The sequence below is a fragment of the Blautia sp. XA-2221 genome, assembly GCF_028767025.1.
Lineage (GTDB): Bacteria > Bacillota > Clostridia > Lachnospirales > Lachnospiraceae > Blautia_A.
On record NZ_JAJQXX010000001.1, the window covers coordinates 22,867 to 47,498 of the forward strand.

The following is a 24,632-nucleotide window of genomic DNA, read 5'->3' on the forward strand; positions in this document are numbered from 1 at the left end:
CATTTATAAGAAACAACCAATCATATTACAGGAATTTTCGGATTACTGTACCTTCCCTGTGCCTATACAGGGCTGGCTCTCTGTGTTATGATAATTGCAGAAGGAGGCGCCTTTATGGAACAGGAAAATCACACATATATAGCCATTGATCTGAAATCCTTTTATGCTTCTGTGGAGTGCAGGGAGCGGGGACTTGATCCAATGAGGACGAATCTGGTTGTGGCAGATGGCAGCCGTACACAGAAAACAATCTGCCTTGCAGTATCACCGTCTTTGAGGGCATATGGGATTCCGGGCAGGCCAAGGCTTTTTGAGGTAGTCCAGAAGGTGAGAGCGATCAATGGTCTGCGAAAAAGAAAAGCGCCCGGAGGAAGTTTTTCCGGGGCTTCTTATCTGGCATCGGAGCTTGAAGCATATCCGGAGCTTGAGCTTACCTATATTACAGCTCCGCCAAGAATGGCGTTTTATATGGATTACAGCACAAGGATCTATAATATTTATCTGAAATATATAGCGCCGGAGGATATGCATGTATATTCCATTGATGAGGTGTTTATTGACGCTACTCATTATCTGAAAACCTATGGTATGACTGCCCGCCAACTTGCTATGACTATGATCCGGGATGTGCTGCAGTCAACAGGGATCACAGCCACAGCGGGCATTGGAACCAATCTGTATCTGTGTAAGATAGCAATGGATATTGTGGCAAAGCATATAGAACCTGATGAAAACGGAGTTAGGATTGCCGAGCTGGATGAGATGTCCTACCGGAAACTTTTGTGGGATCATCAGCCCCTTACAGATTTCTGGAGAGTGGGAAAAGGCTATGAAAAAAAGCTGAAGGCCAATGGGATTTTTACCATGGGGGATGTGGCGCGCTGCTCTGTGGGAAAGACGGAAGATTTTTATAATGAGGAGCTTCTTTATAAGCTTTTTGGAATCAATGCAGAGCTTCTGATCGACCACGCCTGGGGATGGGAGCCCTGTACGATCCAGGATATAAAAAGCTACAGACCTTCCAGTAACAGTGTGGGATCCGGTCAGGTTCTCTCATGTCCCTATAGTTTTGAAAAAGCCAGACTGGTAATCCGGGAGATGGCAGATCTTCTGGCTCTGGATCTTGTTGACAAGCGCCTGGTAACAGATCAGCTGACTCTTACGGTAGGATATGATATTGAAAATCTGAAAGATCCGGGAAAGAAATACAGCGGGGAAGTAACCACAGACCGTTACGGAAGAAAAATCCCCAAACATGCTCACGGAACCATTAATCTGAAGAATCAGACTTCTTCTGCAAAGAAGATCGTAACTGCGGTGATGGAGCTTTATGACAGGATCATGGACAGAGATCTTCTGATAAGAAGAATGTATCTGGCAGCAAACAAGGTAGTTCCGGAGGAAATGGTACAGAAAGAAGAGTCTTTTGAACAGCTTGACCTGTTTACGGATTATGCTGCGCTGGAAAAGCAGAAAGAGCAGGAAGAAGCTGCGCTGGAACGTGAACGCAAAATGCAGGAGGCTATGCTGGATATTAAGAAAAAATTTGGGAAGAATGCAATTCTGAAGGGGATGAATCTGCAGGAGGGCGCTACGGCCAGAGATCGAAATTCCCGGATCGGAGGCCACAAGGCTTAGAAATTCTCGCAGTCTGATAAAAGGAGAACAGAGATGAAGAATTATTTTGGTGAAACACATAAATATGACGATATCATCAACTTTCCTCATCATGTGTCCGGAACGCATCCGCAGATGCCGGTGGAGGACCGGGCGGCTCAGTTTGCTCCCTTTGCTGCGCTGACAGGATATGGAGCAGCTATTAAGGAAACAGAAAGATATACAGAAAAGAGAATACAGCCGGATGAGGAGAGAGTGGAGCTTCTGAACAGACGGCTTGAATTTATCCGGGAACACATTACGGAGAAGCCTGAGGTGTCTGTCACCTTTTTTCAGCCGGATCTGAAAAAAGAAGGCGGAGCGTACATTACAGTCACCGGCATTGTAAAAAAGATCGATACGTTCAGACACAGAATTCTTATGAGGGACGACACGGAAATTCCTTTTGAAAATCTCTGGGAAATTGTTTTTCAGGAAAAATAAAAGATTCCGGTCTTTACGGATGTATTGATTTTTTGTATACTATACTAAAAAAGTCAACAAAGGAGGAAATACTTATGCTGGAAATTGGTACAAAGGCGCCGGCGTTTGAGCTGCCGGATCAGAACGGAGAAATGCATACGCTTGAAGAATATAAAGGGAAAAAAGTGATTCTTTATTTTTATCCCAGAGATAACACACCCGGATGTACAAAACAGGCATGTGGCTTTGGAGAACTTTATCCACAGTTTACAGAAAAAGGGGCGATTGTTCTGGGGGTAAGCAAAGACAGTGTGGCGTCTCACAAAAAGTTTGAGACAAAATATGACCTTCCGTTTACTTTGCTGTCAGATACAGAGCTTTCCTGTATTCAGGCATATGATGTGTGGAAAGAAAAGAATATGTACGGCAAAAAAACAATGGGTGTGGTACGCACCACGTATTTAATTGACGAACAGGGCATCATTATTAAGGCCTTTGGAAAGGTAAAAGCTGCAGATAATCCGGCGCAGATGCTGGGTGAGCTGTAAAATGAAGATTATCATATCGCCTGCGAAAAAAATGAACGTAGATACAGATACCTATCAGGTAACAGGACTTCCGGTATTTCTTGAAGATACAAAACTTCTTATGAATGAAATCCGGAATCTCACGTTTGCTCAGGCAAAGGAACTCTGGAAATGTAATGACAAGCTGGCTCAGCTGAATTATGACCGTTTCCGCAGAATGGATGTGGAACGCTGTCTGACTCCGGCAGTTCTGACATATGAGGGCCTTCAGTACCAGCATATGGCTCCGGAAATTTTTACAGAAGAAGCCCTTGCCTATATAGACAGGCATCTTCGGATCTTATCAGGGTTTTATGGAGTGCTGAAGCCTTTTGACGGAGTGACACCCTATCGACTGGAAATGCAGGCAAGATTATCTGTCAAAGGGAAAAAGGATCTGTATGATTTCTGGGGAGACCGGCTGTATAGAGAGCTGACAGAGGACGATCATCTGATTTTAAATCTGGCTTCCAAAGAATATTCAAAGGCAGTAGAAAAATATCTTACGCCCCGGGATCGATTTATTACAGTGGAGTTTGGACAGATTAAGGACGGAAAAGTAAAGCAGAAAGCGACTCTGGCAAAAATGGTCCGTGGAGAAATGGTGCGGTTTATGGCAGAAAATAATATCTGTGACCTGGAGGGCATAAAAAAATTCCAGGCGCTGGGCTTCCGATACAGCGAAGAACGGTCAGATACAGATAAAATGGTATTTCTGGCAGAACAGGCTGAGAAATGATGGGATGATTTTATGCAATAGAATAAAGGACACATGAAAGTCCCGGATATTCTGATATTGCAGGAAAACAGAATACGGTACAAAGTTTTATGGCAGATACAGAGCGGTCAGCGTTTCTGTATCTGTTTTTTGTTAAGGTGTAATAAATACCATTAGAGAAATCCGGATCCTTTGCTCTGGGATGAAAACAGAGGGAATCAGAAGTTATTATAACATTTGCATAATTTTTTCTGCTTTCTTCGGGCGTTTTGAATCATAATTTCATGGCGCTATTTTTTCTTTATGATAAATTAATATCTCCTGTCCGGAGCTTAATGCCGACTTTATAAAAACTCGTATACAATGTCTGAGAACAGAAACAAGGGTTACTGTTTACAGAGTGAACAGTAACAAATAAGGAACTCTCAGGAGTATCCCTGTATGTGCAAAAAAAAGCACAGAGAGGAGAGGATTAGTATGATGGATATTCTGATGATAGCGGTTCTTCTTGGCTGCTTTGGCCTTGTGAAGCTGTTTGCAGATTTCTGCGAATCACAGGTGAATCCAAAAGAAAAATAAGAGGAAAGGCGGAGTAAGATTATGATAGCATTGGGAGTCATCATTCTGGCACTTGGCATCTATCTGGTATATGCGCTGATATATCCGGAAAAGCTGTAAAAATTTACAGATCTGTTCAGAGAATGGTGGATTTTAATTTATGACAAAAGGGAGAGCAACAGGAGGAGAGAAATGTTACAGATCATTCTTACGCTGGCAATTTTCCTGATACTTGTGATTCCCATGGGAAAGTACATGTATCACATTGCCACAGAACAAAAAACTTTTGCAGATAAAGTTTTTAATCCAATCGATCATTTAATATATAAAATCTGCGGTATCAAAAATGAGGATATGGGCTGGAAAAAATATGCCCTTACTCTGGTAACTGCAAACGCTGTGATGGTTTTTGTGGGATACCTGATCCTCAGGATTCAGAATCTTCTGTTTCTGAATCCAAATGGTATTGAAGGAATGGAACCAACTCTTTCCTTTAATACGATCATCAGTTTTATGACAAACACCAACCTGCAGCATTATTCCGGTGAAAGCGGACTTTCCTATGCAGCGCAGATGTGCGTCATCATTTTTATGATGTTCACTTCAGCAGCCAGCGGTTATGCCGCATGTATGGCATTCTGCAGAGGACTTTCCGGAAGAAAGCTGGGGAACTTTTACAGAGATATGGTAAGGATCACAACCAGGATCCTGATTCCGGTATCTTTTATAGTAGGTCTGATCCTGGTAAGCCAGGGAACACCGCAGACACTGATGCAGAACTTTACAGTAGAAACAATTGAAGGAAAATATCAGGACTTTGCAATGGGACCGGTAGCGGCGCTTGAATCCATCAAGCATCTGGGAACAAACGGCGGCGGTTTCTTTGGAGCAAACTCAACTACACCATTTGAGAATCCTACTGTAATCTCAAACATGGTTGAAATGCTTTCCATGATGATTCTTCCGGGAGCCTGCATCGTAACCTTCGGACATATGCTTCACGACCGAAAGAAAAACAAAGTAAAGGCAGCAGCTGTTGCAGTAGCACCTGCAAAGAAAAAAATCCTTATGGGACGTCAGGGCGCTGTAGTATTTGACGCAATGGCAATCATCTTTATGATCGGACTGCTGTTATGCTACAATTCAGAGATGGCAGGAAATCCTGTGATCGGTGAAATGGGAATCGACCAGAGCGCAGGAAGCATGGAAGGAAAAGAGGTTCGTTTCGGAACTGCCCAGTCCTCCCTGTTTACCACAGTAACCACATCCTTTACCACAGGTACAGTAAACAACATGCATGATACCCTGACTCCTCTTGGAGGTCTGGTGCCAATGCTTCATATGATGCTGAACTGTGTGTTTGGCGGCAAGGGCGTAGGCCTTATGAACATGGTTATGTATGTGATCCTGGCAGTATTTATCTGCGGCCTTATGGTTGGACGTACACCGGAATATCTGAATAAAAAAATCGAAGGAAAGGAAATGAAGCTGGTAGCGATTGTAATCCTGATCCATCCGCTTCTGATCCTTGGTTTTTCCGCACTGGCAGTTGCAGTTTCCGGAGGACTGGATGGTATTACAAATCCGACCTTCCACGGACTGAGCCAGGTATTGTATGAATACGCTTCCTCGGCAGCAAACAATGGTTCCGGTTTTGAGGGACTGGCTGATAACAGTGTATTCTGGAACGTTACAACAGGACTTGCAATGTTCTTCGGAAGGTATATTGCTATTGTAGCGCAGCTTGCAATTGCCGGTTCCCTTCTGGTCAAGAAGAGAGTGAATGAATCCATTGGTACACTGAGAACTGACAATGTTGTATTTATGATCGTTCTTGTATTTATTGTATACATCTTTGCAGCACTGACCTTCTTCCCGGCTCTTGCACTGGGACCGATCGCAGAGCATCTGTCGCTGTGGATGTAGTAGATGCAGAAAAAAGGAGAAGAGAAACATGGCTAAGAAGGAAAAAACAAAATTCATTACTCCGGATATTCTGAAAACTTCTATTATTGGAGCATTCCAGAAACTGGATCCCAGATATATGATCAAGAATCCGGTAATGTTTGTTGTTGAGATTGGATTTATTATCACTTTGATTCTGACATTCTTTCCTACACTGTTCGGAGGAAATGCAGAGTACAGAATTTATAACGGAATTGTAACAGTGATTCTTTTTGTGACAGTGCTGTTTGCAAACTTTGCAGAATCTGTTGCAGAGGGACGTGGAAAAGCCCAGGCAGCTTCTCTGAAAAAAACAAAACAGGACACAAAGGCGCGGGTACTTCTTCCAAATGGACAGGAAAAAACAATCAATGCGTCTGAACTGAAAAAAGGCGATATTGTTCTTGTAAAAATGGGAGAGGTGATCCCAAATGACGGCGAGGTTATTGAAGGAATCGCTTCTGTAGACGAATCTGCTATTACAGGAGAATCTGCTCCTGTAACAAGAGAAGCAGGCGGAGATTTTTCCTCTGTAACAGGTGGAACTACTGTAGTATCTGACTGGCTGAAAATAAAAATCGTTGCTGAGCCTGGAGAATCTTTCCTGGATAAGATGATTTCTCTTGTAGAAGGTGCATCCAGACAGAAAACACCAAATGAAATAGCGCTGAATACGCTTCTGATCGTGCTGACCCTGATCTTCCTGATCGTTGTGGTAACTCTTTATCCGTTTGCAAATTACCTTGGAGTAGAGATTCCGGTATCATGGGCAATCGCTTTGATGGTATGCCTGATCCCAACTACCATTGGAGGACTTCTTTCTGCGATCGGTATTGCAGGTATGGACCGTGTTACCCGTTTTAATGTTATCGCAATGTCAGGTAAGGCCGTGGAAGCCTGCGGTGATGTGGATACCATGATCCTTGACAAAACAGGAACAATTACTTTTGGTAACCGTCTTGCAGCAGAATTTTATCCGGTGGAAGGCGTAGATAAGGAAGACCTGATCAGATATAGTGTTCTGTCTTCTCTGCTTGATGGAACTCCGGAAGGAAAATCTACAGTTGACCTGGGCAAAAAAATGGGATGTGATCCGGACGGTCTGAATACAGAAGGAATGGAATTTGTAGAATTTACTGCTCAGACAAAAATGAGCGGGGCTGACTGCAAAGATGGAACTGTTATCAGAAAAGGTGCATACGAAGCAATTAAAACATTTGTACAGGAAAAGGGAGGAAAGATTCCTTCTGACCTGGAAGGTATTGTAACAGAAGTTTCCAACCTTGGCGGAACTCCTCTGGTTGTATGTGTAGACGCCAAGATTTACGGAGTCATTTATTTGAAAGATACGGTGAAACCGGGACTGGTAGAGAGATTTGAGCGTCTTCGTGAAATTGGTATCAAAACTATTATGTGTACCGGCGATAACCCTCTGACAGCGGCAACCATTGCAAAGGAAGCCGGAGTAGACGGATTCATTGCAGAATGTCGTCCTGAGGATAAAATCACAGCCATTAAAAAAGAGCAGGCAGAAGGTAAGCTGGTAGCCATGACAGGTGACGGAACGAACGATGCTCCGGCTCTTGCTCAGGCAGATGTAGGTCTTGCCATGAACTCAGGAACACAGGCAGCCAAGGAAGCTGCAAACATGGTGGATCTGGATTCTGACCCGACAAAGATCCTTGAGGTAGTGGAGATCGGAAAGCAGCTTCTGATCACAAGAGGATCTCTGACAACCTTCAGTATTGCTAATGATATTGCAAAATATTTTGCCATTATCCCGGCAATGTTTACGCTGGTCCTGCCACAGATGCAGATTTTGAACATCATGCATCTGGCTACTCCGGCAAGCGCCATTCTTTCCGCACTGATCTTTAATGCGATTATTATTCCGGCGCTGATCCCGATTGCCATGAAGGGAGTCAAATATAAACCTATGAAAGCAGAAAGACTTCTTCTCAGAAACATGGGAGTATATGGACTTGGCGGAATTATTATCCCGTTTGTGGGAATCAAGCTGATAGATCTGATTGTAGCTCCAATGCTTGCGATGCTTGGAATGTAGGAGGAATATTTCATGAAAAAGTTTGGAAAAATGCTGGGAAAGGCAGTTGTATTCTGTATAGTGATGATCGTGCTTTGTTCATTCATCTATCCTCTTGCCCTGACAGGTGTGAGCCAGCTGACCATGAAGAATAATGCAAATGGAAACCTGATCGACAAAAATGGGGAACCTACCAATAATATAGAAGAAGCGGTGGGATCCGAGCTGGTAGGTCAGGATTTTACAGAGGATTATTTTTTCAGAGGAAGAGTTTCTTCTGTAAATTATAATACATACACAGAGGAGCAGAAAGAAAACGGCGAGTATACAGGCGTATCCTCAGGAAGCTTTAACTATGCAAACTCCAATCCTGAACTGGAAAAAAGAATTCAGGAAGATCTGGATGAGTTTCTGAAAACTCATCCAGGAGTAAAAAAAGAGGATATTCCTTCTGACCTTCTGACTGCTTCCGGTTCCGGACTTGATCCACATATCAGCCCGGAGGCAGCGCAGGTTCAGGTTGCGGCAGTAGCTAAAAATTCCGGCCTTTCTGAGCAGGAAGTACAGGACATTGTAAAAGAGAACACAGAACATAAGGTACTTGGAATTTTTGGAGAAGAAAGAGTAAATGTGCTGAAATGCAATCTTGACATTGCAGGCGCAATGGGACTGATCTGACAGAAAGAAGAGGGCGGAATGGGAGATACAAGACCTGATTCAGAATATCTGTTAAAAAAGCTTCAGTATGAGGAAGAGCAGAAGCTGAAAAAAAACAAGGGTAAGCTGAAGATTTTCCTGGGATATGCAGCAGGCTCCGGCAAAACCTATACAATGCTGGAAGCGGCGCATGAAGCAAAAAAACATAAGATAGACGTGGTGGCCGGGTATATTGAACCTCATGACAGGCCGGACACACGCAAACAGGCGGAGGAGTTAGAAACCATTCCGCCTCTTGTAGTAGAATATAAAGGAGTAAAACTCAGGGAGTTTGATATTGATCGTGCTCTGGAACGAAGACCTCAGCTGATACTTGTAGATGAGCTGGCTCACACCAATGCTCCCGGATGCAGAAATGAAAAGCGGTATCAGGATGTTAAGGAGCTGCTGCGGGCGGGGATTGACGTATATACCACGATCAATATCCAGCATTTGGAAAGCCTCAATGATCTGGTGGGGTCTATTACCCATATAGAAGTGCGGGAAAGAATCCCGGACAGTGTATTTGACCATGCAGATCAAGTGGAGGTCATTGACATTGAACCGGAAGATCTTCTGGATCGAATGAAAGAGGGCAAAATCTATAAGCCGGTGCAGGCAGAACGTGCTATGAATAATTTCTTTAAGCGCGAAAAACTTGCCGCTCTCCGAGAAATCACCCTGAGACGCACGGCGGACCGTGTAAACCGTATTGCAGAGGAAGAACGGAATATTACCGGGGATATGGATTACCATACAGGAGAACATATTCTGGCATGTATTTCTTCAGCGGAATCAAATGCCAAGGTAATCCGGTCTGCCGCAAGACTTGCGTATGCATTTCATGCACAGTTTACAGGACTTTATGTAGAAACACCTGCTATGCAGGAGGCGGACGAAAAAATAAAGCAAAACGTCCGGAGAAACATGGAACTTGCGAAAGCCCTTGGCGCAAAAATAGTTACCGTGTATGGCTCGGATATCGGAAGTCAGGTGGCGGAATATGCGATTGTCAGTAATGTTTCCAAAGTGGTTCTTGGCCGGACAAATCACAGATTTTTTATGAAAAAGCCAAAATCTGAAGTGCTGGAAACCTTGAACAGTCTTGCCCCGAATATTGATGTTTATATTATACCGGACATGAAAAATATGAAGCCGGTCGTAAAATATAAACATATTGGCGTACACAAAAATCCGGAGAATACAGCAGCGCAGAGATTATGGGAGTTTGCTGAAATTAATGTGATATTGATCCTTACAACAATTGCTGCCTATATTCTTCAAAGGTTTCACCTGCCGGAATCTAATATTATTATGGTATATATTTTAGGAGTTCTTATATCCTCATATATATCTGACAATAAAATATATGCAGTTTATTCGTCGCTTTTTAGCGTACTGGCGTTCAACTTCTTTTTCACAGAGCCTTATTTTTCATTAAAAGCATATGACAAGGGATATCCGACTACGTTTATTATGCTGTTTATTGTTGGGCTTTTTACAGCGTCCCAGACAAGAAAGCTGAAGCTTCAGAATAAAGAAAGTGTAAAAAAAGCCTATAGAACAGAAATACTTCTGGAAAACAGTCAGAAGCTCCGCCGTTGCAAATCCGAAAAAGAGGTCTGGCAGCAGTTAGCCGCTCAGATAGAGAAGCTTTTGGATTTATCGCTTGTTATTTATCCGGTCAACAAAGAGGGGCTTTTGGAGGAGACAATGTTGTTTCCGCGGCAAGGCGCAGACAAAAACAGCCTGGATTCTCTTCTTACCCCTCAGGAAAAGGCGGTTGCAAAATGGGTGGTAGCAAACCAGCATCGGGCAGGCGCCTGCACTCATACGCTTCCGACTGCAAAAGCTATGTATCTTCCTGTTCGTGATGAAGAAGAAGTGAAAGGCGTGGTGGGAATCTTCCTGGAAGAACGAAGGCAGATCCAGGAGTTTAAGTATGGGCTTCTGGTGGCTATGCTCAATGAAACAGGAGTGAAGTTGAATGATAATTTCTGATGTTTTTTCATCCGGTTATTGACAAAAATAAAAACAAGTGTTATATTACAAATAGAACAAAAGACAGGGGGATGCAGCAGTAACTTGCCGGCATCTCCTTTTTGCAGGACTTGTGAACCGGAGGTGGCATAATGGCGAAAAGAGACTATTATGAGGTCCTTGGAGTGAGCAGAAATGCTGACGAAAAGGAAATCAAAAGAGCATACAGAAAACTTGCCAAGCAGTATCATCCGGATATGAACCCGGGGGATAAGAAGGCAGAACAGAAATTTAAAGAGGTTACAGAGGCATATAATGTTCTCAGTGACACAGAAAAAAAGAAACTATATGATCAGTTTGGCTTTGCCGCATTTGAAGAGGGAGCTCATGCAGAAAATGCAGGAGGTTTCCGTGGCGGATTTTCGGGTAATGGAAATGGATTCGGAGGTTTTGATTTCGGCCAGGACGGAAACGGTACTTACCGGGAATATCATTTTGAAAATGGCAATATGGATGATATTTTTGGGGATATATTCGGAGATATGTTCCGTGGTCAGGGCGGATATACCGGAAGAGACCGGGCAGGTTCCGGAAGTGGTTTTACAGGAAATTCAGGTTTTCGGGGTTATCAGGACTTTGGAGGCAGACAGAGCGCCGGGCGGGGCAGCGACCTGCGTTCAGAGGTAAGCGTCAGTTTTAAAGAAGCTGTTTTTGGATGTGACAGGATGTTGCAGCTTTCGGATCCTAATGGAAAAGCCCAGAAGCTTCAGGTGCATATTCCGGCAGGAATTGAGGATGGAAAGAGCATCCGTCTGAAGGGGAAAGGAAATCCCGGATACGGAGGCGGAGCAGCAGGTGATCTTTTTTTGAAGGTTCATGTGGAACCGGAAACCGGATGGGAAAGAAAAGGTCAGGATATTTATACAAAAGCAGAGATTCCCTTTATTACAGCAGTTCTGGGCGGAGAGGCAAAATTCTCGACTCTGTACGGAGATGTAATGTGCAGGGTTCCGGCAGGAACTCAGTGCGGCGGAAAAATCCGTCTGAGGGGAAAGGGGGTTCCTTCCATGCAGAATCCTTCTGTAAAAGGCGACCAGTATGTGACAATACAGATTCAGGTGCCAAAAGCAATAAGCAGGGAAGCAGCGCAAAAACTGAAGGAATATGAAATGTCAATGAACGGAAACCGTTCGGGCAGACGGGGAAGCGCAATATAAAGCGCTTCCTTTTTTATACGTCTTTATCCTGCCCCAAATATCTATGCATCGTGTAGGTGTTTTGAATGTTGCAAAAACATTCTGAGATATCTTGATAACAGAAATAAAATCGCTTATAATTTGGCAAAGAGGTGATGTGTTTGGAAGAATTTCGAAAGGAACCTGCAACGATTGTACTGATTATCATAAATATTGCTGTATTTCTTATGGTGGAATTTACAGGACTCTCACAGGATACGCTTCATATGCTGGACTGGGGCGCTGCCTATGCTCCGCTGATCGTAGAAAACGGGGAATTTTATCGTCTGTTTACCAGTATGTTTCTTCATTTTGGGATTGAGCATCTGCTCAATAATATGCTGGTGCTGTTTGTTCTGGGAAGCCGCCTGGAAAGAGTGATCGGAAAAGTCCGTTTTATGATAGTTTATCTGGCTGGAGGTATGGCGGGAAGTGTGATTTCTCTGTTAGTGGATTTAAGACAGGGAGAATATGCGGTATCAGCAGGAGCCTCCGGGGCGGTATTTGCTGTGATGGGTGCAATGATCTATGTTGTGATAAGAAATAAAGGACGCCTGCAGGATCTGTCTGTACGGCAGATTCTTGTTCTGGCAGCTTTTTCTCTGTACTTTGGATTTGCCAGTAGCGGCGTGGATAACGCCGCGCATATGGGGGGACTGGCAGCCGGCTTTCTGCTGGCAGTTTTTTGTTATCACAGGCGGAAAAGAACCTGAAATTCAGTACCTTTGCCCGGCATACTTCGAACCTTCAGACTGCCGCCGTGTGCCTCGATGATCTGGCGGGTGACAGGAAGCCCCAGTCCCGTTCCTGTGGGCTTGTAGGTAACGAAGGGATTGAAAATATTTTTTATCTGGGTTTCTGTCATTCCGCATCCGTTGTCGCAGACAGAAATACAGATGCCGTCAGGAACAGCGGCTGCTGTAACAGAAATCGTACCATGAGAGTGCTGAATGGATTCCTGGGCATTTCTCAGAAGGTTCAGAATCGCCTGATGGATTTTGGTCTGGTCCAGACAGAGAAGGGGAAGGGTCTGGGGAATGTCTGTTTCCAGGGTGATTCCAAGATACTCCAGAGCAGGCTGGAAGGAACGGATAATACTTTTTAAAAGGAGTGTAATATCTGTTTGTACAGGGGAAAGCTGCTCTGCGTTGTTGTAACGGGACAGTTCGTTCAGCAGCTCTCTGATATATTCCAGATTTTCCATGATACTGTACCAGCCGTCATAAGAATTCAGCTCAGGATGAGCAGAAGCGATCATTTGAAGCTCGCTTTGGATCAATGCTACCGGATTGCGTATTTCATGGGTGAATTTTGATAAAGTCATTTGCAGCTCTTTTTTCTGCTGTTCTAAAGTTAAATTTTCCTGCATAATCTGTCACCTCGTTTGCAGTGTACCATTCCCGCCTGTTTCGGGCAAGAAATTTCATGTTGAAAAAATCGACAAAGTACGAGAGAATAGAAGAAACAATAGTTCATAATTCAAAGGAGAAGTATATGATGGAAAACTGTATTTTTTGTAAAATCGCAAATGGCGAGATCCCGTCTGCAACACTGTATGAAGACGAAGAATTTCGTGTGATTCTTGATCTGGGTCCGGCAAGTAAAGGACACGCTCTGATCCTGCCGAAAGTCCATGCGGCAAATATTTATGAGCTTCCGGATGAAACAGCAGGAAAAGCAATGATTCTGGCAAAGCATATGGCAAAGAAGCTGACAGATGCACTGGGATGTGACGGATTTAATATTGTACAGAATAATGGGGAAATTGCAGGACAGACAGTATTTCATTTTCATATGCACCTGATTCCCAGATATCAGGGAGACGGTGTGGGACTGACCTGGACGCCGGGCAGTCTTACCGATGAGGACAGAGATGAGATTCTGGCAAAACTGAAATAGGAATCAGGTATTGTACAAAAGATGAAAAACGAGGATTTTAATGATATTTATAGGAAATACCATAGATTCTCTGTAAAAAGCGCTTACAGGCTTGTAAAGGACAGAATGCTGGCAGAAGATATCAGTCAGGAAGTGTTTTATCATCTCTATGAGATCATGGATACTTTGGATCTGGGTAATGAGGAAAAACTGAGAGCGCTGATATTTATAGCAACTGTCAATAAAACAAAAGATTATTTTAAGAAACCATGGAAAAGACAGGAATATGTTGTTCTGGAGGAATGGAAGCGCAGAAAAACCAGTGAGGAAAAGCTGAATCCAGAAAGGATCATGCTGGACCGGGAACAGATTGAGTACAGAAAACAGGTACTGCTCAAACTGCGCCGCGTAAATCCTGTAAATTATAATATCCTGATTATGGTGAAATATTTTGGGATTTCTCCGGATTCTGTCGCAGAGGAATACGGTATCACAAGAAATAATGTGAATAACCGTATCCTCCGGACAAGAAAATGGATGAAAGCAGAGCTTGAAAAGCTGCATAAAAGATATTAAAAGTTACTGGACTATCTGGATCCTGCACATTCTTCGATCATGGAAACAATATGGTGAATGGAATCCATCTGACTGCCTGCAGACATTGCCTTTTCATATTTATGACGGTCTGCATACAGACTTCGGATTACTGACAGAAGCTTTTCGTCAGTGATTTCTTCCTCTTCAAGAACCATACTGTAGCCCTGACGTTCAAAGGAACGGGCGTTAAGGATCTGATCGCCTCTGCTGGCATTGGCAGAAAGCGGGATCAGAAGGTTTGGTTTATGAAGAGCGCTGATCTCGCAGATGGCATTGGCCCCGGCTCTGGAAATTACAATATCAGCCAGAGCGAAAAGATCAGAAAGCTCTTTTTTAATATATTCAAACTGAACATAGCCTTCTGTTCCTTTCAGGGATTCGTCGGTTTTGCCTTTTCCGCAGAGATGGATCACCTGGAATTCTTTCAGAAGCTCTGGAAGGATGCTGCGGATATGCTCATTAACTGACGCGGCTCCCAGGCTTCCTCCGATTACCATAAGCACAGGTTTATCTGAAGTGAAACCGCAGAAAAGGCGTCCGGCTTCCTTGTCTCCGCTGAGGAGTTCTTCACGGATAGGAGTTCCGGTAAGAACTGCTTTTTCCGGAGGAAGACTTTTTACTGTTTCCGGGAAATTACAGCATATTTTTGAGGCGGAAGAAAGACAGAGTTTATTGGCAAGTCCGGGAGTCATATCAGATTCGTGGATGATTGCCGGAATTTTACGCTTCTTTGCAGCGATTACAACAGGAACAGTGACAAATCCGCCTTTGGAAAATACCACGTCCGGTTTCAGCTGTTTCAGCAGTTTTTTTGCCTCATGAAAGCCTTTTAATACACGGAAAGGATCTGTGAAATTTTTTACATCAAAGTAGCGCCTTAATTTTCCGGAAGAAATACCATAATAGGGAATACCAAGCTCTTCGATCAGCTTTTTTTCGATTCCATCATAGGAACCAATATAGGAAATCTGGTATCCGGCTTCTCTGAGAGCGGGAATAAGAGCGATGTTTGGAGTGACATGTCCGGCAGTACCTCCGCCGGTAAGTACAATATGTTTCATAGGGGATTCCTCCTGAATAAATCTTTTTGTTACCAATAAATATGAACCAATGGCAAAGAATTGTCAAGAACACAAAATTTACTGCAGGAGGTACTCCGAAATAAATTACGGTTTGTGGCAGTAAGAGAAGCGAACAGTTAAGGGAATGAAATCCGGCCGGCTGCCGGGAATAGCAACAGAGATGAAGTCCGTCAGGCTCCTGAAAGCCGTTATGAGGCAGTTCAGAGAATTTATGGAAAGCAGAGAAATAAATTCAAATGTCTGAGAATACGGCACTGGGAGAAAACCATGAAAAATAAAGTTAAAAGGAATGGAAAACAACAGAATAATCAGGCATCAGACAAAGGAAAAAAGATATTTTTAGATGAGCAGTATGTGAAAGCAGCTGCGCAGATGGAACGGGAACTTTTTGCGGACAAAGATTTTGAAGACTATGAGCCTGAGGATAGTGAAGCAGAAGCACGTTCGTATGAAAATCTGGTCGACAGGCTGAAGAGAGAGGGCGTATATAGAGAAGAATATGCAGATATGGCAGAAGCTTCAGGCATAGAGGCTGCGAATGAAGAAGAATTTCCGGAGACAGGAAAAACTGTAGCTGTAGAGGGCGGTCTAAAGACAGGAAAAGTTGCGGTTGCAGAAGAGGGTCTGAAGACAGGAAAAGCTGCGTGTGCAGAAGACGTCCTAGAAACAGGAAAGTTTGCGGATATAAAAGTTTCACAGGATCCCTCTTCCGGCAGAAGAAAATATGGCAGGGTGCATGTGGGGAAGGTTGCTGGAGTTGCACTGCTGTGCTGTACCTGTATATTTGCCGCCAGTATGACAAGCCAGGCGAACAGAAATTATCTGATAAACAATATACGTGTGTGGAGTGGAAATGATACAAAGACAGTAGTTGATAACAGTGAGCAAAATGAAAAAGTGGATACGGCAGAATATGAAGCTGTAGAGGAAATTGAAAAACAGCTGGGAGTAGAAATGCCGGAGTTTTATTACAGACCCAATGGATTTGAGTTTGTGAGCTATGAGATAGACACGACAGTGGATATTGCACGGATTGAATACCAATATAAAGATAATATTATTAGTTATATTGTTGACAAACAAAATATGGATGCAGCAAGTAAAATTATCAGTGCAGATTCAACCCAGAAGTTTGATGTTATTCAAGGAGCGGAAGGACAGAAGATATTTATAGAAAAAATTCAAGGGGACCAGGACCGGAAGCCAAGTTATTCTGCCCATTGGGAAATTAATGGAACGTTATATTATTTATCAGGGAAAATAGAAGAGCAGGAATTGAAAAAAATATTAGAACAAATGAAATTTTAGCGTGATTTTTTCAAATTTCTGTCGTATTACTTATGTAAGGGTTGGTTGCAGAGGAAAGGAGGGATAATGATCAGTAGATGGAAACGGATGCTGGGGATTAGTTTAGTGGCAGGAATCCTTGCAGTGGGAAATACAGCTGTGGTTTCAGCTCAGTCGCTCAGCATTATGGATGAACTGGAAACTACAGCGGACTATGCGGAAGATACCAGCTATAGTCTGCTTCGGGGAAATCATCTGAATTTTGGAACAGTAAAGGTTCAGAGAATATCCAGCAATGAAATTGGAATTTATGGCGTAACTCAGTGCCATCATGCCTGTGACAAGGTATATTTGTCTTTATATCTTGAACGTAAGGTAAATGGAAGCTACGGAACCTACAAGTACTGGGAGTTTACTGCAGACGATGCAACAAGCCTAAGCCGAGGATTAAACGTTGCAGTTCCCAGCGGTACTTATTATCGTGTGCGTGGTTATCATGCTGCCAAGGACGGCACAATCAAGGAATCAACATCTACGCTTACAAGCGGAATATTAATTAAGTAATCATGTGGATTTCCGCGGTATAAGGGACGATACCTTTGGAAAGAAACAAATTTTATGACATACAAAACATAACACTGACAACTGAATAGCGGAGCATGGATGCAGACTGCAGGATGTAGAGAAAAAACAACTGCCAACCGCCATTACCATCAGGCAGCGTGAAATGCTCGCATTAGATAACAGGTAAACAGTGAGATTACGACAAAACATATGTTGGACGTGTAAAAAATAACTCGTCAACGAATACGACAAACCTTTGAAGCCAGGGCAGGATCTGAGTATCCTGTCCTGCTTTCTTTTGAAAAACAGCTGTTAAAATTACGGGAAATCGTGTATAATAGTTATAAAATATTTCAATTTAATAAAGATTGTCTGACAAAGGGGGCTTGCATATGAAGATTACATTTATCGGTGCAACGCACGAAGTGACAGGAAGCTGTTACTATCTGGAAGCAGCAGGAAAAAAGTTTCTGGTAGACTGCGGCATGGAGCAGGGGCCGGATTATTATGAAAACAGAGATATTCCGGGAAATCCTGCGGATCTGGATTTTGTACTGCTGACCCATGCTCATATGGACCATTCCGGTAATCTTCCTGCAATTTATGCCAAAGGTTTTCAGGGACCGGTGTATGCCACAGACGCTACCTGCAATCTCTGTGACATTATGCTCCGTGACAGCGCTCATATCCAGATGTTTGAGGCTGAATGGAGAAACCGTAAGGGACGCCGTCAGGGCAAACCGGAATTTATTCCTGCGTATACTATGGAAGACGCAATGGGCGTGATCCGAAATTTTGTTTCCTGTCCCTACGAAAAAACCGTGACTCCGGCAGAAGGGATCGAGGTACGATTTGTAGACGCCGGGCATCTTCTGGGATCAGCAAGTATTGAAATTACGATCACGGAAGGAGAAACAAAGAAAAAAATTGTCTTTTCCGGAGATATTGGAAACACAAAGCAGCCTTTGATCAAAGATCCTACCTGGCTTCATGAGGCTGATTATGTGGTGATGGAATCCACTTACGGTGACAGAAGCCATGGAGAAAGACCGGATTATGTGGGACTTCTCAGCGAAGTGATCCAGAGAACCTTTGACAGAGGCGGAAATCTTGTGATTCCTTCCTTTGCTGTAGGCCGTACTCAGGAAATGCTGTACTTTATCCGGCAGATCAAAGAAGAAGGAAGAGTTACAGGACACGGGAATTTCAAGGTATATGTGGACAGTCCCCTTGCAAACGAGGCTACAACAATTTTTGGGGAACACAAGTATGACTGCTTTGATGAGGAGGCTGTTGCACTGACCCGTAAGGGAATCAATCCTCTGAGCTTTCCGGGGTTAAAAACTTCTGTTACCAGTGATGATTCGCGGGCGATCAACTTTGACGAGGACTGCAAAGTGATCATATCTGCAAGCGGAATGTGTGACGCAGGTCGTATCAAACACCATCTGAAGCATAATCTGTGGAATAAAAAGAACACCATTCTTTTTGTGGGATATCAGGCAGTTGGAACGCTGGGAAGAGCGCTTCTGGAAGGTGCGACAGAAGTGAAGCTTTTTGGAGAGGAAATCCATGTGGAGGCGGAAATCTGTCAGATGCCGGGAATCAGCGGCCATGCAGATGTGAACGGTCTTCTTGACTGGATCGGAGCCTTTGAAAAGAAACCTGAGAGGGTGTTTGTCACTCATGGAGACGATACGGTTACGGAACTTTTTGCTGACAGGCTGCGAGAAGAAAAAGGACTGGACGCAGTGGCACCTTTCAGCGGAACCGTTTATGATCTGAAAGAAAATGTATGTATTTATGAAACAACGGGAGTGAAGCTGGAAAGAATCCATATTGCCTCCAGAAACAGCAAGGCTGCCAGAGCGTTTGAGAAGCTGGTTGCAATGGGACAAAGACTTCTGTCTGTTATTAAAAAGAACGAGGGCTGTTCCAACAAAGATCTGGATCGTTTTTCCAGAGATATCCAGTCGCTTTGTGACAAATGGGACAGAAAAGACGGATAACAGAAAATGGCTGCGGAATTTTATTCGGATTCCGCAGCCATTTTTCTATTGTGGAATAATCAGGCCAGAGCTTCTTTTAAAGCTTTTGATAACTGATCCGGGCAGGAGGTAGGACGTACACCGCAGCGGATTCCCTCAAGACGATTGATCGCTTCCTCTGCTTCCATGCCTTCTACAAGACGGGCAATGCCCTGAGTGTTTCCGGAGCAGCCGCCCTGGAATTTTACATTGTGTATTTTTTTCTGGTCGTCCAGTTCAAATTCAATGGCACTGGAACATACTCCGCTTGTTTTGTATCTCATTTGTTTTTCCTCCCTGATGTAATGGATTTTGGGGTGCTATTCATTGCTGAAACACATTATAGCAGAATTTAAAAAAAGTTTCCATATAAACGAAACTTTTGTTATAATGGATAAGCAGGTTACATTACTGTCCTGCCAGGTGCTTTGGCATATATGTCAAAATCCCGGAACATACAGGTAAAAATGCCATTACCGGAGATGCTTCGGAAGCATTTTGTTTAAACTGATAAAACAGATTACAGACCATAAGACAGGAGAATTTTAATATGAGATGTATTGGAATTATAGGAGCAATGAGCGATGAGGTTGCAGGACTGAAGGCTCTCATGGAGGATACACAGATTACAAGAAAAGCTTCCATGGAGTTTTATTCAGGAACTCTGGAAGGAAAAAAGGTAGTCGTTGTCCAGTCCGGTATCGGAAAAGTCAATGCAGCTGTCTGCGCTCAGATCCTGGTAGATGATTTTCAGGCAGAAGTTTTGATCAACACAGGAATTGCAGGAAGTCTGAATAATGATATTAATATTGGAGATATTGTAGTTTCTACAGATCTGATCCATCATGATGTGGATGCACGAGCTTTTGGATACAAAAAGGGACAGGTTCCGGGTATGGATGCGTTTTCTTTTGGAAGCGATGATGCTCTTCGCAGCCTGGCAGTAAAGGTGTGCAAAGAGGTAAATCCGGATATTCAGGTATTTGAGGGAAGAATTGCTTCCGGTGATCAGTTTGTGGCAGATCAGGCAGTGAAGGATGTTATTGTCAGCGAATTTGGCGCTTATGCAGTTGAAATGGAAGGCGCTGCCATTGCGCACGCAGCATATCTGAACCATGTGCCGTGTCTGGTGGTCCGTGCTATTTCTGACAAAGCGGATGGAAGCGCGGAAGTGGATTATCCTGCTTTTGAGAAGCTGGCAATTGAACACAGCATGAAGCTTACCAGAAGAATACTGAGAGAAATGCAGGCATAAAAAGTAACATCTGAGCTTTTTCGGCATAGTTTAAAGAAGAGCTTGGAATAAGTGGGAGCCTGTCTATGTATTATGATGAATTTTTTCCGTTTTATGCAGCATACGCAGATCCTTTACTTTATGAAAGAGAAAATATACAGGAAAAGGAATTTGCGCTGATGAAATCCTGGTATCCGGAAACTGCCCGCAGGCTACAGGAAAGGGTAGAAAAGGAATGTCAGCTTCTGGATTATGAAGGAAGCCGTATTTATGACGAATATCCGGACAGATGGATGCTGCGCCGGATTTGCCAAAATATCAGGGAAACAGAAGAAAACACAATGGAGGTTCAGTCGGTATCTTTGGAAAGACTGGAAGATCTGATAGAAGTGCTTTTGTATCAGGAGATATCCAGAAGACGATGCAGAAGGAGAAGATGCCGCGGATACTGAAAGGGGCAGGCCGGAACGCCTGAATAAAGGCGAGAAAGAGTTATATAGAAATGATAAAAACGTTACAGGAATTTTTGGAGGAGCAGATCAGCGAGGAACTGATACTTGCCGTACTCAGCGGCAGCAGGAAAAAGGAAATTCCATCAAGAGTGAGAATACGACCGGTGGAGCTGAAGGGCAGGATTCTGTACCAGGCATCCTCCACAGTGGGGACAAAGGTCCTTCATGAAAATTATACCAGAAAAGAGCTTTTGGCCTATATGGAACAGGCTCTTTCGGGAGATTATTCTCAGCTCCAGGTACAGGGCAGCAGCGCAGACGGCAGTGTTCTTGTAAGCAAAAAAGGAAAACAGACCATTAAAGTGAAGCCTCACGCTGTAAAAAAGCCCGCAAAAATACTTTCACACAACAGGGTAAAGCAATACATCCTTCCGGAAGGAAAACCGGTACCTTTTCTGGTGGATCTGGGAGTTATGAGCCCTGAGGGGAAGGTTCATGTTTCAGCCTATGATAAATATAAACAGATCAATCGTTTTCTGGAATTTATAGAGGATATCCTTCCCCGGCTTTCCAGGGACAGAGAAATTACAATCGTAGATTTTGGCTGCGGAAAGTCATATCTGACCTTTGCCATGTACTATTTTCTCCGGGAGCTGAGAGGGTATGATGTGAATATCGTGGGACTTGATCTGAAGGCGGATGTGATCGAAAACTGCAGCCGTCTGGCAGAAAGCTACGGTTATGACAAACTGCATTTCTGCCAGGGGGATATAGCCGGATATGAAGGCCTTCAGAAAGTGGACATGGTGGTTACTCTGCATGCCTGTGATAAGGCAACGGATTACGCACTGGCAAAGGTTGTCGAGTGGGGAGCAGAAGTGATTTTTTCCGTACCCTGCTGTCAGCATGAGCTGAACGGTAAGATCAGCAGTGAACTTCTGGAGCCTGTATTGAAATACGGAATTCTGAAAGAGCGTATATCTGCTCTTATCACAGATGGAATCCGGGCTAATCTTCTGGAATCAAAAGGATATTCCACACAGATCCTGGAATTTATTGATATGGAGCACACGCCTAAGAATCTGTTGATCCGCGCGGTAAAGAACGGAAAAGAACAGAGTACAGACAAGCTGAAAAAAATGACAGAGGCTCTTCATGGGGAGCTTACGCTGGAACAGCTTCTTTATCCCGGGGATAATCAGAAGGGAGCGGTGTAAAGACAGATGAAAAAGTTTTTTCGCAAGTTTGCAGTGCTTTTTCTGGTGTTTGTGCTGGGAGTGACCGGAACTGCGCTTTTGATGAACAGCCGGTCCACAGATGACCGTTCTGATATGAACAATCCGGTTCTTCCGGAAGTGATGATTGATTTTGGAGGAACCCTTTCCAATCTGATGCATGGATACAGACAGCCCATGCAGGCTGATTTTGTCAGGGAATGTATTACGCCGCTGGATACTACCCGTACAGTATCTCTGGTGGTAGCTCCTCACGAATCAGAGGTAAAAAGCCTTTCTTACGAGATCAGAAGTTCAGATGGAACCAAAGTGATTGAAAACAGAAAGATCAGCGCGCTGGAATCTTCCGGAGACGGGTATCTCAGAACTTCAGTGCAGATCAGCGCAGGTCTTCTGATGAATCAGGAGTATTCCATGCAGATTACTCTGGATACGGATTCCGGCGAGGCCTATTATTACACAAGGGTTGTTTCCAGAGCCGCAACCAATGTTGCAGAGTATGTGGCCTTTGCCTCATCCTTTGCTCAGAAGTGTATGGATAAGACCACAGCAGATGAACTGGGACCATATCTGGAAGCAACAGAAGCGTCAGCCCGTAATTTTGCTGATATTTCCATTACCTCACCGTTGGCAGATGTAAGCTGGGGAAATTTACACCCTCAGATTTCCAGAGCCGGTATTCCGGTGATTAAGGATATCAATGAGAGTACAGCCAGTATTTCTCTGGAATATGAGATCATGGCTGCCAATGATGAGGGAAAAGCAGAATATTATAATGTGACAGATTTTTACAGAATGCGTTACACGGAAACACGTATTATGCTTCTTGATTTTACAAGATCAGCCCGTCAGATTTTTAATCCGGAGCTTTCTGTGATCAGCGATAAAGGCCTGCTTCTTGGCGTGGGAAATAAAGACGTTTCCTACATGGCGAATAAAGATGCCTCTGTGGTGGCTTTTGTCCGGGAGGGCGAGCTGTGGACTTATGCGCCGGAAAGCGGGAAATTTGTGGACGTATTCAGCTTCCGCAGAAATGTTGACAGTGATTCCCGGGATGCAGACACAGACCATGATATGAAACTTCTTGGTGTGGAAGAAAACGGCGACGTGGACTTTATGGTTTATGGATATATGAGCCGTGGAAACCATGAAGGGTACAGCGGTGTTGGCATTTATCATTATAACAGCGACCAGAACATGGTAGAGGAAAAAGTTTTTATACCAGGTACAGAGTCCTATGAATTCCTGAAAGATGATCTGGGGATCCTCTCTTATGTAAACAGGGATAATCAGCTGTTTCTGGTGATGGCGAAAGACCTTTATCAGATCAACATTGACGAGAGCAGCTATAAGGTGCTGGCAGAGGGAATCAACAGAGATAATTTTGTGGTTTCCGATACCAATGCTCATGCAGCCTGGATCGTGGTCCAGGGAGAGAAGGCGGGTCAGATACAGATGATGGATTTTGATTCTCAGAAGGTAAGGCTGATCGCACCGGGGCAGGGACAGGAGCTTCGCACTCTGGGATTTATGAATGAAGATCTGATTTACGGACTTCTTCAGAGCGGAGATATTCTGACCGATGAAAACGGACACAGCACAGAAGGGCTGATATCATTTCGGATCGAGGATTTTGAGGGTAATCTGAAAAAAGAATATCACCAGGAAGGAATGTATATTGTTAATCCTGTAGTGGGCCGGACGCTTATGGAGTTTCAGCTTGCGGTAAAAGGGAAGCAGGGTTATTCTGTCCGGAAAAAGGACAATATTATGAACAACGGAAATAAAACTGCCAAGCTGGTAATTGCAGAGCAGACCGGTTCTGACCGTCAGGGGGTTATGACCCGTCTGACCTTTGAGGATAAACCGGAATCAGACAAGCCGCTGGTTCTCAGGTCCAAAATGCGCAGTGTGAAAGAGCATATTGTGGAACTGGAGGTGGAAACACCCCAGGAAGAACTGTATTATGTATATGGAAAAGGCGGTCTGGACAGTACATGGACAGATCCTGCATCAGCAGTAAGACGCGCAGATTCCCAGATGGGAGTTGTTCTGAACAGAGCCCAGCAATATGTATGGGAGCGAGGCAATCTGAAAACACAGATTACTCTGAACCCAGAGGACATTCCGGAGATCATCCGGTCAGGATCCTGGGATAAAAAAGTGCTTCAGGACGGAATGGGAGATACCGGAAAAATAATCGACCTTTCCGGCTGTAGTCTGGAAAACATTCTGTATGAGATCAGCGCCCAGAGAGCAGTGATCGCAAAAACAGGAGAAAATTCCAGTGTTGTGATCGTTGGTTATGATGAATATAATACCTGGCTTCTTGATCCGGCTACCGGAGAAGTGAAGCCTTACGGAATGCAGGACAGTACAAAAATGTTTAAAAAGGCAGGAAATAATTTTATTACCTATCTGGAAAGTGCGACCTATTGACAGGGCGCACCTTCCTG

General features: G+C 43.8%; 24 protein-coding genes. 21 read left to right on the forward strand and 3 right to left on the reverse strand.

What is annotated here, in order from left to right; genetic code table 11:
• Positions 1-114: 114 nt before the first annotated feature.
• The 12 genes from LU279_RS00120 (at position 115) to LU279_RS00170 (ending at position 12,533) form a co-directional block, all read left to right on the forward strand.
• Positions 115-1,638, forward strand: coding sequence for a Y-family DNA polymerase (locus tag LU279_RS00120; protein WP_274419881.1), 1,524 nt, complete (start codon positions 115-117; stop codon positions 1,636-1,638).
• A 33-nt stretch (positions 1,639-1,671) separates the two neighbouring features.
• Positions 1,672-2,100: a hypothetical protein gene (locus LU279_RS00125; protein WP_274419883.1), complete on the forward strand. Its 429-nt coding sequence runs from the start codon at positions 1,672-1,674 to the stop codon at positions 2,098-2,100.
• 74 nt (positions 2,101-2,174) lie between these two features.
• A complete protein-coding gene (bcp, locus tag LU279_RS00130; RefSeq protein ID WP_274419884.1) occupies positions 2,175-2,627 on the forward strand; it encodes a thioredoxin-dependent thiol peroxidase in 453 nt (150 codons plus the stop codon).
• Between the two features lies 1 nt (position 2,628).
• Positions 2,629-3,384: a peroxide stress protein YaaA gene (gene yaaA / locus LU279_RS00135; RefSeq protein WP_274419886.1), complete on the forward strand. Its 756-nt coding sequence runs from the start codon at positions 2,629-2,631 to the stop codon at positions 3,382-3,384.
• 420 nt (positions 3,385-3,804) lie between these two features.
• Complete coding sequence (locus LU279_RS00140; RefSeq protein ID WP_274420473.1) at positions 3,805-3,942, forward strand: hypothetical protein; 138 nt, start codon at positions 3,805-3,807, stop codon at positions 3,940-3,942.
• 21 nt (positions 3,943-3,963) lie between these two features.
• Positions 3,964-4,041: a K(+)-transporting ATPase subunit F gene (gene kdpF / locus LU279_RS13570; protein ID WP_178710095.1), complete on the forward strand. Its 78-nt coding sequence runs from the start codon at positions 3,964-3,966 to the stop codon at positions 4,039-4,041.
• Between the two features lie 72 nt (positions 4,042-4,113).
• Positions 4,114-5,847, forward strand: a complete 1,734-nt coding sequence (locus LU279_RS00145; RefSeq protein WP_274419887.1) for a potassium-transporting ATPase subunit KdpA — start codon at positions 4,114-4,116, stop codon at positions 5,845-5,847.
• 28 nt (positions 5,848-5,875) lie between these two features.
• Positions 5,876-7,930, forward strand: a complete 2,055-nt coding sequence (gene kdpB / locus LU279_RS00150; protein ID WP_274419889.1) for a potassium-transporting ATPase subunit KdpB — start codon at positions 5,876-5,878, stop codon at positions 7,928-7,930.
• Between the two features lie 12 nt (positions 7,931-7,942).
• Positions 7,943-8,587 carry a potassium-transporting ATPase subunit KdpC gene (kdpC, locus tag LU279_RS00155; RefSeq protein ID WP_274419891.1) on the forward strand — a complete coding sequence of 215 codons (645 nt, stop codon included), beginning with the start codon at positions 7,943-7,945 and terminating at the stop codon, positions 8,585-8,587.
• 18 nt (positions 8,588-8,605) lie between these two features.
• Positions 8,606-10,606 carry a DUF4118 domain-containing protein gene (locus LU279_RS00160; RefSeq protein ID WP_274419892.1) on the forward strand — a complete coding sequence of 667 codons (2,001 nt, stop codon included), beginning with the start codon at positions 8,606-8,608 and terminating at the stop codon, positions 10,604-10,606.
• A 131-nt stretch (positions 10,607-10,737) separates the two neighbouring features.
• Positions 10,738-11,802 carry a DnaJ C-terminal domain-containing protein gene (locus LU279_RS00165; RefSeq protein ID WP_274419893.1) on the forward strand — a complete coding sequence of 355 codons (1,065 nt, stop codon included), beginning with the start codon at positions 10,738-10,740 and terminating at the stop codon, positions 11,800-11,802.
• A gap of 134 nt (positions 11,803-11,936) precedes the next feature.
• Positions 11,937-12,533, forward strand: coding sequence for a rhomboid family intramembrane serine protease (locus LU279_RS00170; protein ID WP_274419895.1), 597 nt, complete (start codon positions 11,937-11,939; stop codon positions 12,531-12,533).
• Here LU279_RS00170 and LU279_RS00175 read toward each other — a convergent pair.
• Entirely contained in the window at positions 12,512-13,189 is a 678-nt protein-coding gene (locus LU279_RS00175; RefSeq protein WP_274419896.1) for a sensor histidine kinase, read from the reverse strand. The genes LU279_RS00170 and LU279_RS00175 overlap by 22 nt on opposite strands.
• 128 nt (positions 13,190-13,317) lie before the next feature.
• Between LU279_RS00175 and LU279_RS00180 the strand changes: the two genes are divergently transcribed.
• Complete coding sequence (locus LU279_RS00180) at positions 13,318-13,719, forward strand: HIT family protein (protein WP_274420443.1); 402 nt, start codon at positions 13,318-13,320, stop codon at positions 13,717-13,719.
• Positions 13,720-13,740: 21 nt separating this feature from the next.
• Positions 13,741-14,274: an RNA polymerase sigma factor gene (locus tag LU279_RS00185; protein ID WP_274419898.1), complete on the forward strand. Its 534-nt coding sequence runs from the start codon at positions 13,741-13,743 to the stop codon at positions 14,272-14,274.
• An 11-nt stretch (positions 14,275-14,285) separates the two neighbouring features.
• On the opposite strand, the gene LU279_RS00190 is transcribed toward LU279_RS00185, so the two are convergent.
• Complete coding sequence (locus LU279_RS00190) at positions 14,286-15,356, reverse strand: undecaprenyldiphospho-muramoylpentapeptide beta-N-acetylglucosaminyltransferase (protein ID WP_274419900.1); 1,071 nt, start codon at positions 15,354-15,356, stop codon at positions 14,286-14,288.
• Between the two features lie 288 nt (positions 15,357-15,644).
• Here LU279_RS00190 and LU279_RS00195 point away from each other — a divergent pair, with 288 nt between their 5' ends.
• The 3 genes from LU279_RS00195 (at position 15,645) to LU279_RS00205 (ending at position 19,237) form a co-directional block, all read left to right on the forward strand.
• Complete coding sequence (locus tag LU279_RS00195; RefSeq protein ID WP_274419902.1) at positions 15,645-16,685, forward strand: DUF4367 domain-containing protein; 1,041 nt, start codon at positions 15,645-15,647, stop codon at positions 16,683-16,685.
• A gap of 66 nt (positions 16,686-16,751) precedes the next feature.
• Positions 16,752-17,228, forward strand: coding sequence for a DUF6147 family protein (locus LU279_RS00200; protein ID WP_274419903.1), 477 nt, complete (start codon positions 16,752-16,754; stop codon positions 17,226-17,228).
• A gap of 392 nt (positions 17,229-17,620) precedes the next feature.
• Positions 17,621-19,237, forward strand: a complete 1,617-nt coding sequence (locus LU279_RS00205) for an MBL fold metallo-hydrolase RNA specificity domain-containing protein (RefSeq protein ID WP_274419905.1) — start codon at positions 17,621-17,623, stop codon at positions 19,235-19,237.
• Between the two features lie 59 nt (positions 19,238-19,296).
• Here the strand turns inward: LU279_RS00205 and LU279_RS00210 are convergent, their stop codons facing one another.
• Positions 19,297-19,539, reverse strand: a complete 243-nt coding sequence (locus tag LU279_RS00210; protein ID WP_274419907.1) for a TIGR03905 family TSCPD domain-containing protein — start codon at positions 19,537-19,539, stop codon at positions 19,297-19,299.
• 266 nt (positions 19,540-19,805) lie between these two features.
• Here LU279_RS00210 and LU279_RS00215 point away from each other — a divergent pair, with 266 nt between their 5' ends.
• From LU279_RS00215 to LU279_RS00230, 4 genes are all read left to right on the forward strand, one after another.
• On the forward strand, positions 19,806-20,510 hold the full coding sequence (locus tag LU279_RS00215) for a 5'-methylthioadenosine/adenosylhomocysteine nucleosidase (RefSeq protein WP_274419910.1): 705 nt from the start codon (positions 19,806-19,808) through the stop codon (positions 20,508-20,510).
• 65 nt (positions 20,511-20,575) lie between these two features.
• Positions 20,576-20,941, forward strand: coding sequence for a hypothetical protein (locus LU279_RS00220; protein ID WP_274419912.1), 366 nt, complete (start codon positions 20,576-20,578; stop codon positions 20,939-20,941).
• A 50-nt stretch (positions 20,942-20,991) separates the two neighbouring features.
• A complete protein-coding gene (locus tag LU279_RS00225) occupies positions 20,992-22,158 on the forward strand; it encodes a methyltransferase (RefSeq protein WP_330684506.1) in 1,167 nt (388 codons plus the stop codon).
• Positions 22,159-22,164: 6 nt separating this feature from the next.
• Positions 22,165-24,615 (forward strand): hypothetical protein, encoded by a 2,451-nt coding sequence (locus LU279_RS00230; protein WP_274419913.1) that lies wholly within the window; start codon positions 22,165-22,167, stop codon positions 24,613-24,615.
• Positions 24,616-24,632 lie beyond the last annotated feature (17 nt).

Bases quoted from the DNA above. Each gene is read 5' to 3' on its own strand.
- LU279_RS00140 (WP_274420473.1), top strand. From the start codon at position 3,805: ATGTGCAAAAAAAAGCACAGAGAGGAGAGGATTAGTATGATGGATATT.
- yaaA (WP_274419886.1), top strand. From the start codon at position 2,629: ATGAAGATTATCATATCGCCTGCGAAAAAAATGAACGTAGATACAGAT.
- kdpC (WP_274419891.1), top strand. From the start codon at position 7,943: ATGAAAAAGTTTGGAAAAATGCTGGGAAAGGCAGTTGTATTCTGTATA.
- LU279_RS00205 (WP_274419905.1), top strand. From the start codon at position 17,621: ATGAAGATTACATTTATCGGTGCAACGCACGAAGTGACAGGAAGCTGT.
- LU279_RS00180 (WP_274420443.1), top strand. From the start codon at position 13,318: ATGGAAAACTGTATTTTTTGTAAAATCGCAAATGGCGAGATCCCGTCT.
- LU279_RS00230 (WP_274419913.1), top strand. From the start codon at position 22,165: ATGAAAAAGTTTTTTCGCAAGTTTGCAGTGCTTTTTCTGGTGTTTGTG.
- LU279_RS00170 (WP_274419895.1), top strand. From the start codon at position 11,937: ATGTGTTTGGAAGAATTTCGAAAGGAACCTGCAACGATTGTACTGATT.
- kdpF (WP_178710095.1), top strand. From the start codon at position 3,964: ATGATAGCATTGGGAGTCATCATTCTGGCACTTGGCATCTATCTGGTA.
- LU279_RS00220 (WP_274419912.1), top strand. From the start codon at position 20,576: ATGTATTATGATGAATTTTTTCCGTTTTATGCAGCATACGCAGATCCT.
- LU279_RS00215 (WP_274419910.1), top strand. From the start codon at position 19,806: ATGAGATGTATTGGAATTATAGGAGCAATGAGCGATGAGGTTGCAGGA.
- LU279_RS00120 (WP_274419881.1), top strand. From the start codon at position 115: ATGGAACAGGAAAATCACACATATATAGCCATTGATCTGAAATCCTTT.
- LU279_RS00200 (WP_274419903.1), top strand. From the start codon at position 16,752: ATGATCAGTAGATGGAAACGGATGCTGGGGATTAGTTTAGTGGCAGGA.
- LU279_RS00190 (WP_274419900.1), bottom strand. From the start codon at position 15,356: ATGAAACATATTGTACTTACCGGCGGAGGTACTGCCGGACATGTCACT.
- LU279_RS00145 (WP_274419887.1), top strand. From the start codon at position 4,114: ATGTTACAGATCATTCTTACGCTGGCAATTTTCCTGATACTTGTGATT.
- LU279_RS00125 (WP_274419883.1), top strand. From the start codon at position 1,672: ATGAAGAATTATTTTGGTGAAACACATAAATATGACGATATCATCAAC.
- LU279_RS00225 (WP_330684506.1), top strand. From the start codon at position 20,992: ATGATAAAAACGTTACAGGAATTTTTGGAGGAGCAGATCAGCGAGGAA.
- LU279_RS00165 (WP_274419893.1), top strand. From the start codon at position 10,738: ATGGCGAAAAGAGACTATTATGAGGTCCTTGGAGTGAGCAGAAATGCT.
- LU279_RS00195 (WP_274419902.1), top strand. From the start codon at position 15,645: ATGAAAAATAAAGTTAAAAGGAATGGAAAACAACAGAATAATCAGGCA.
- kdpB (WP_274419889.1), top strand. From the start codon at position 5,876: ATGGCTAAGAAGGAAAAAACAAAATTCATTACTCCGGATATTCTGAAA.
- LU279_RS00160 (WP_274419892.1), top strand. From the start codon at position 8,606: ATGGGAGATACAAGACCTGATTCAGAATATCTGTTAAAAAAGCTTCAG.
- LU279_RS00210 (WP_274419907.1), bottom strand. From the start codon at position 19,539: ATGAGATACAAAACAAGCGGAGTATGTTCCAGTGCCATTGAATTTGAA.
- LU279_RS00185 (WP_274419898.1), top strand. From the start codon at position 13,741: ATGAAAAACGAGGATTTTAATGATATTTATAGGAAATACCATAGATTC.
- LU279_RS00175 (WP_274419896.1), bottom strand. From the start codon at position 13,189: ATGCAGGAAAATTTAACTTTAGAACAGCAGAAAAAAGAGCTGCAAATG.
- bcp (WP_274419884.1), top strand. From the start codon at position 2,175: ATGCTGGAAATTGGTACAAAGGCGCCGGCGTTTGAGCTGCCGGATCAG.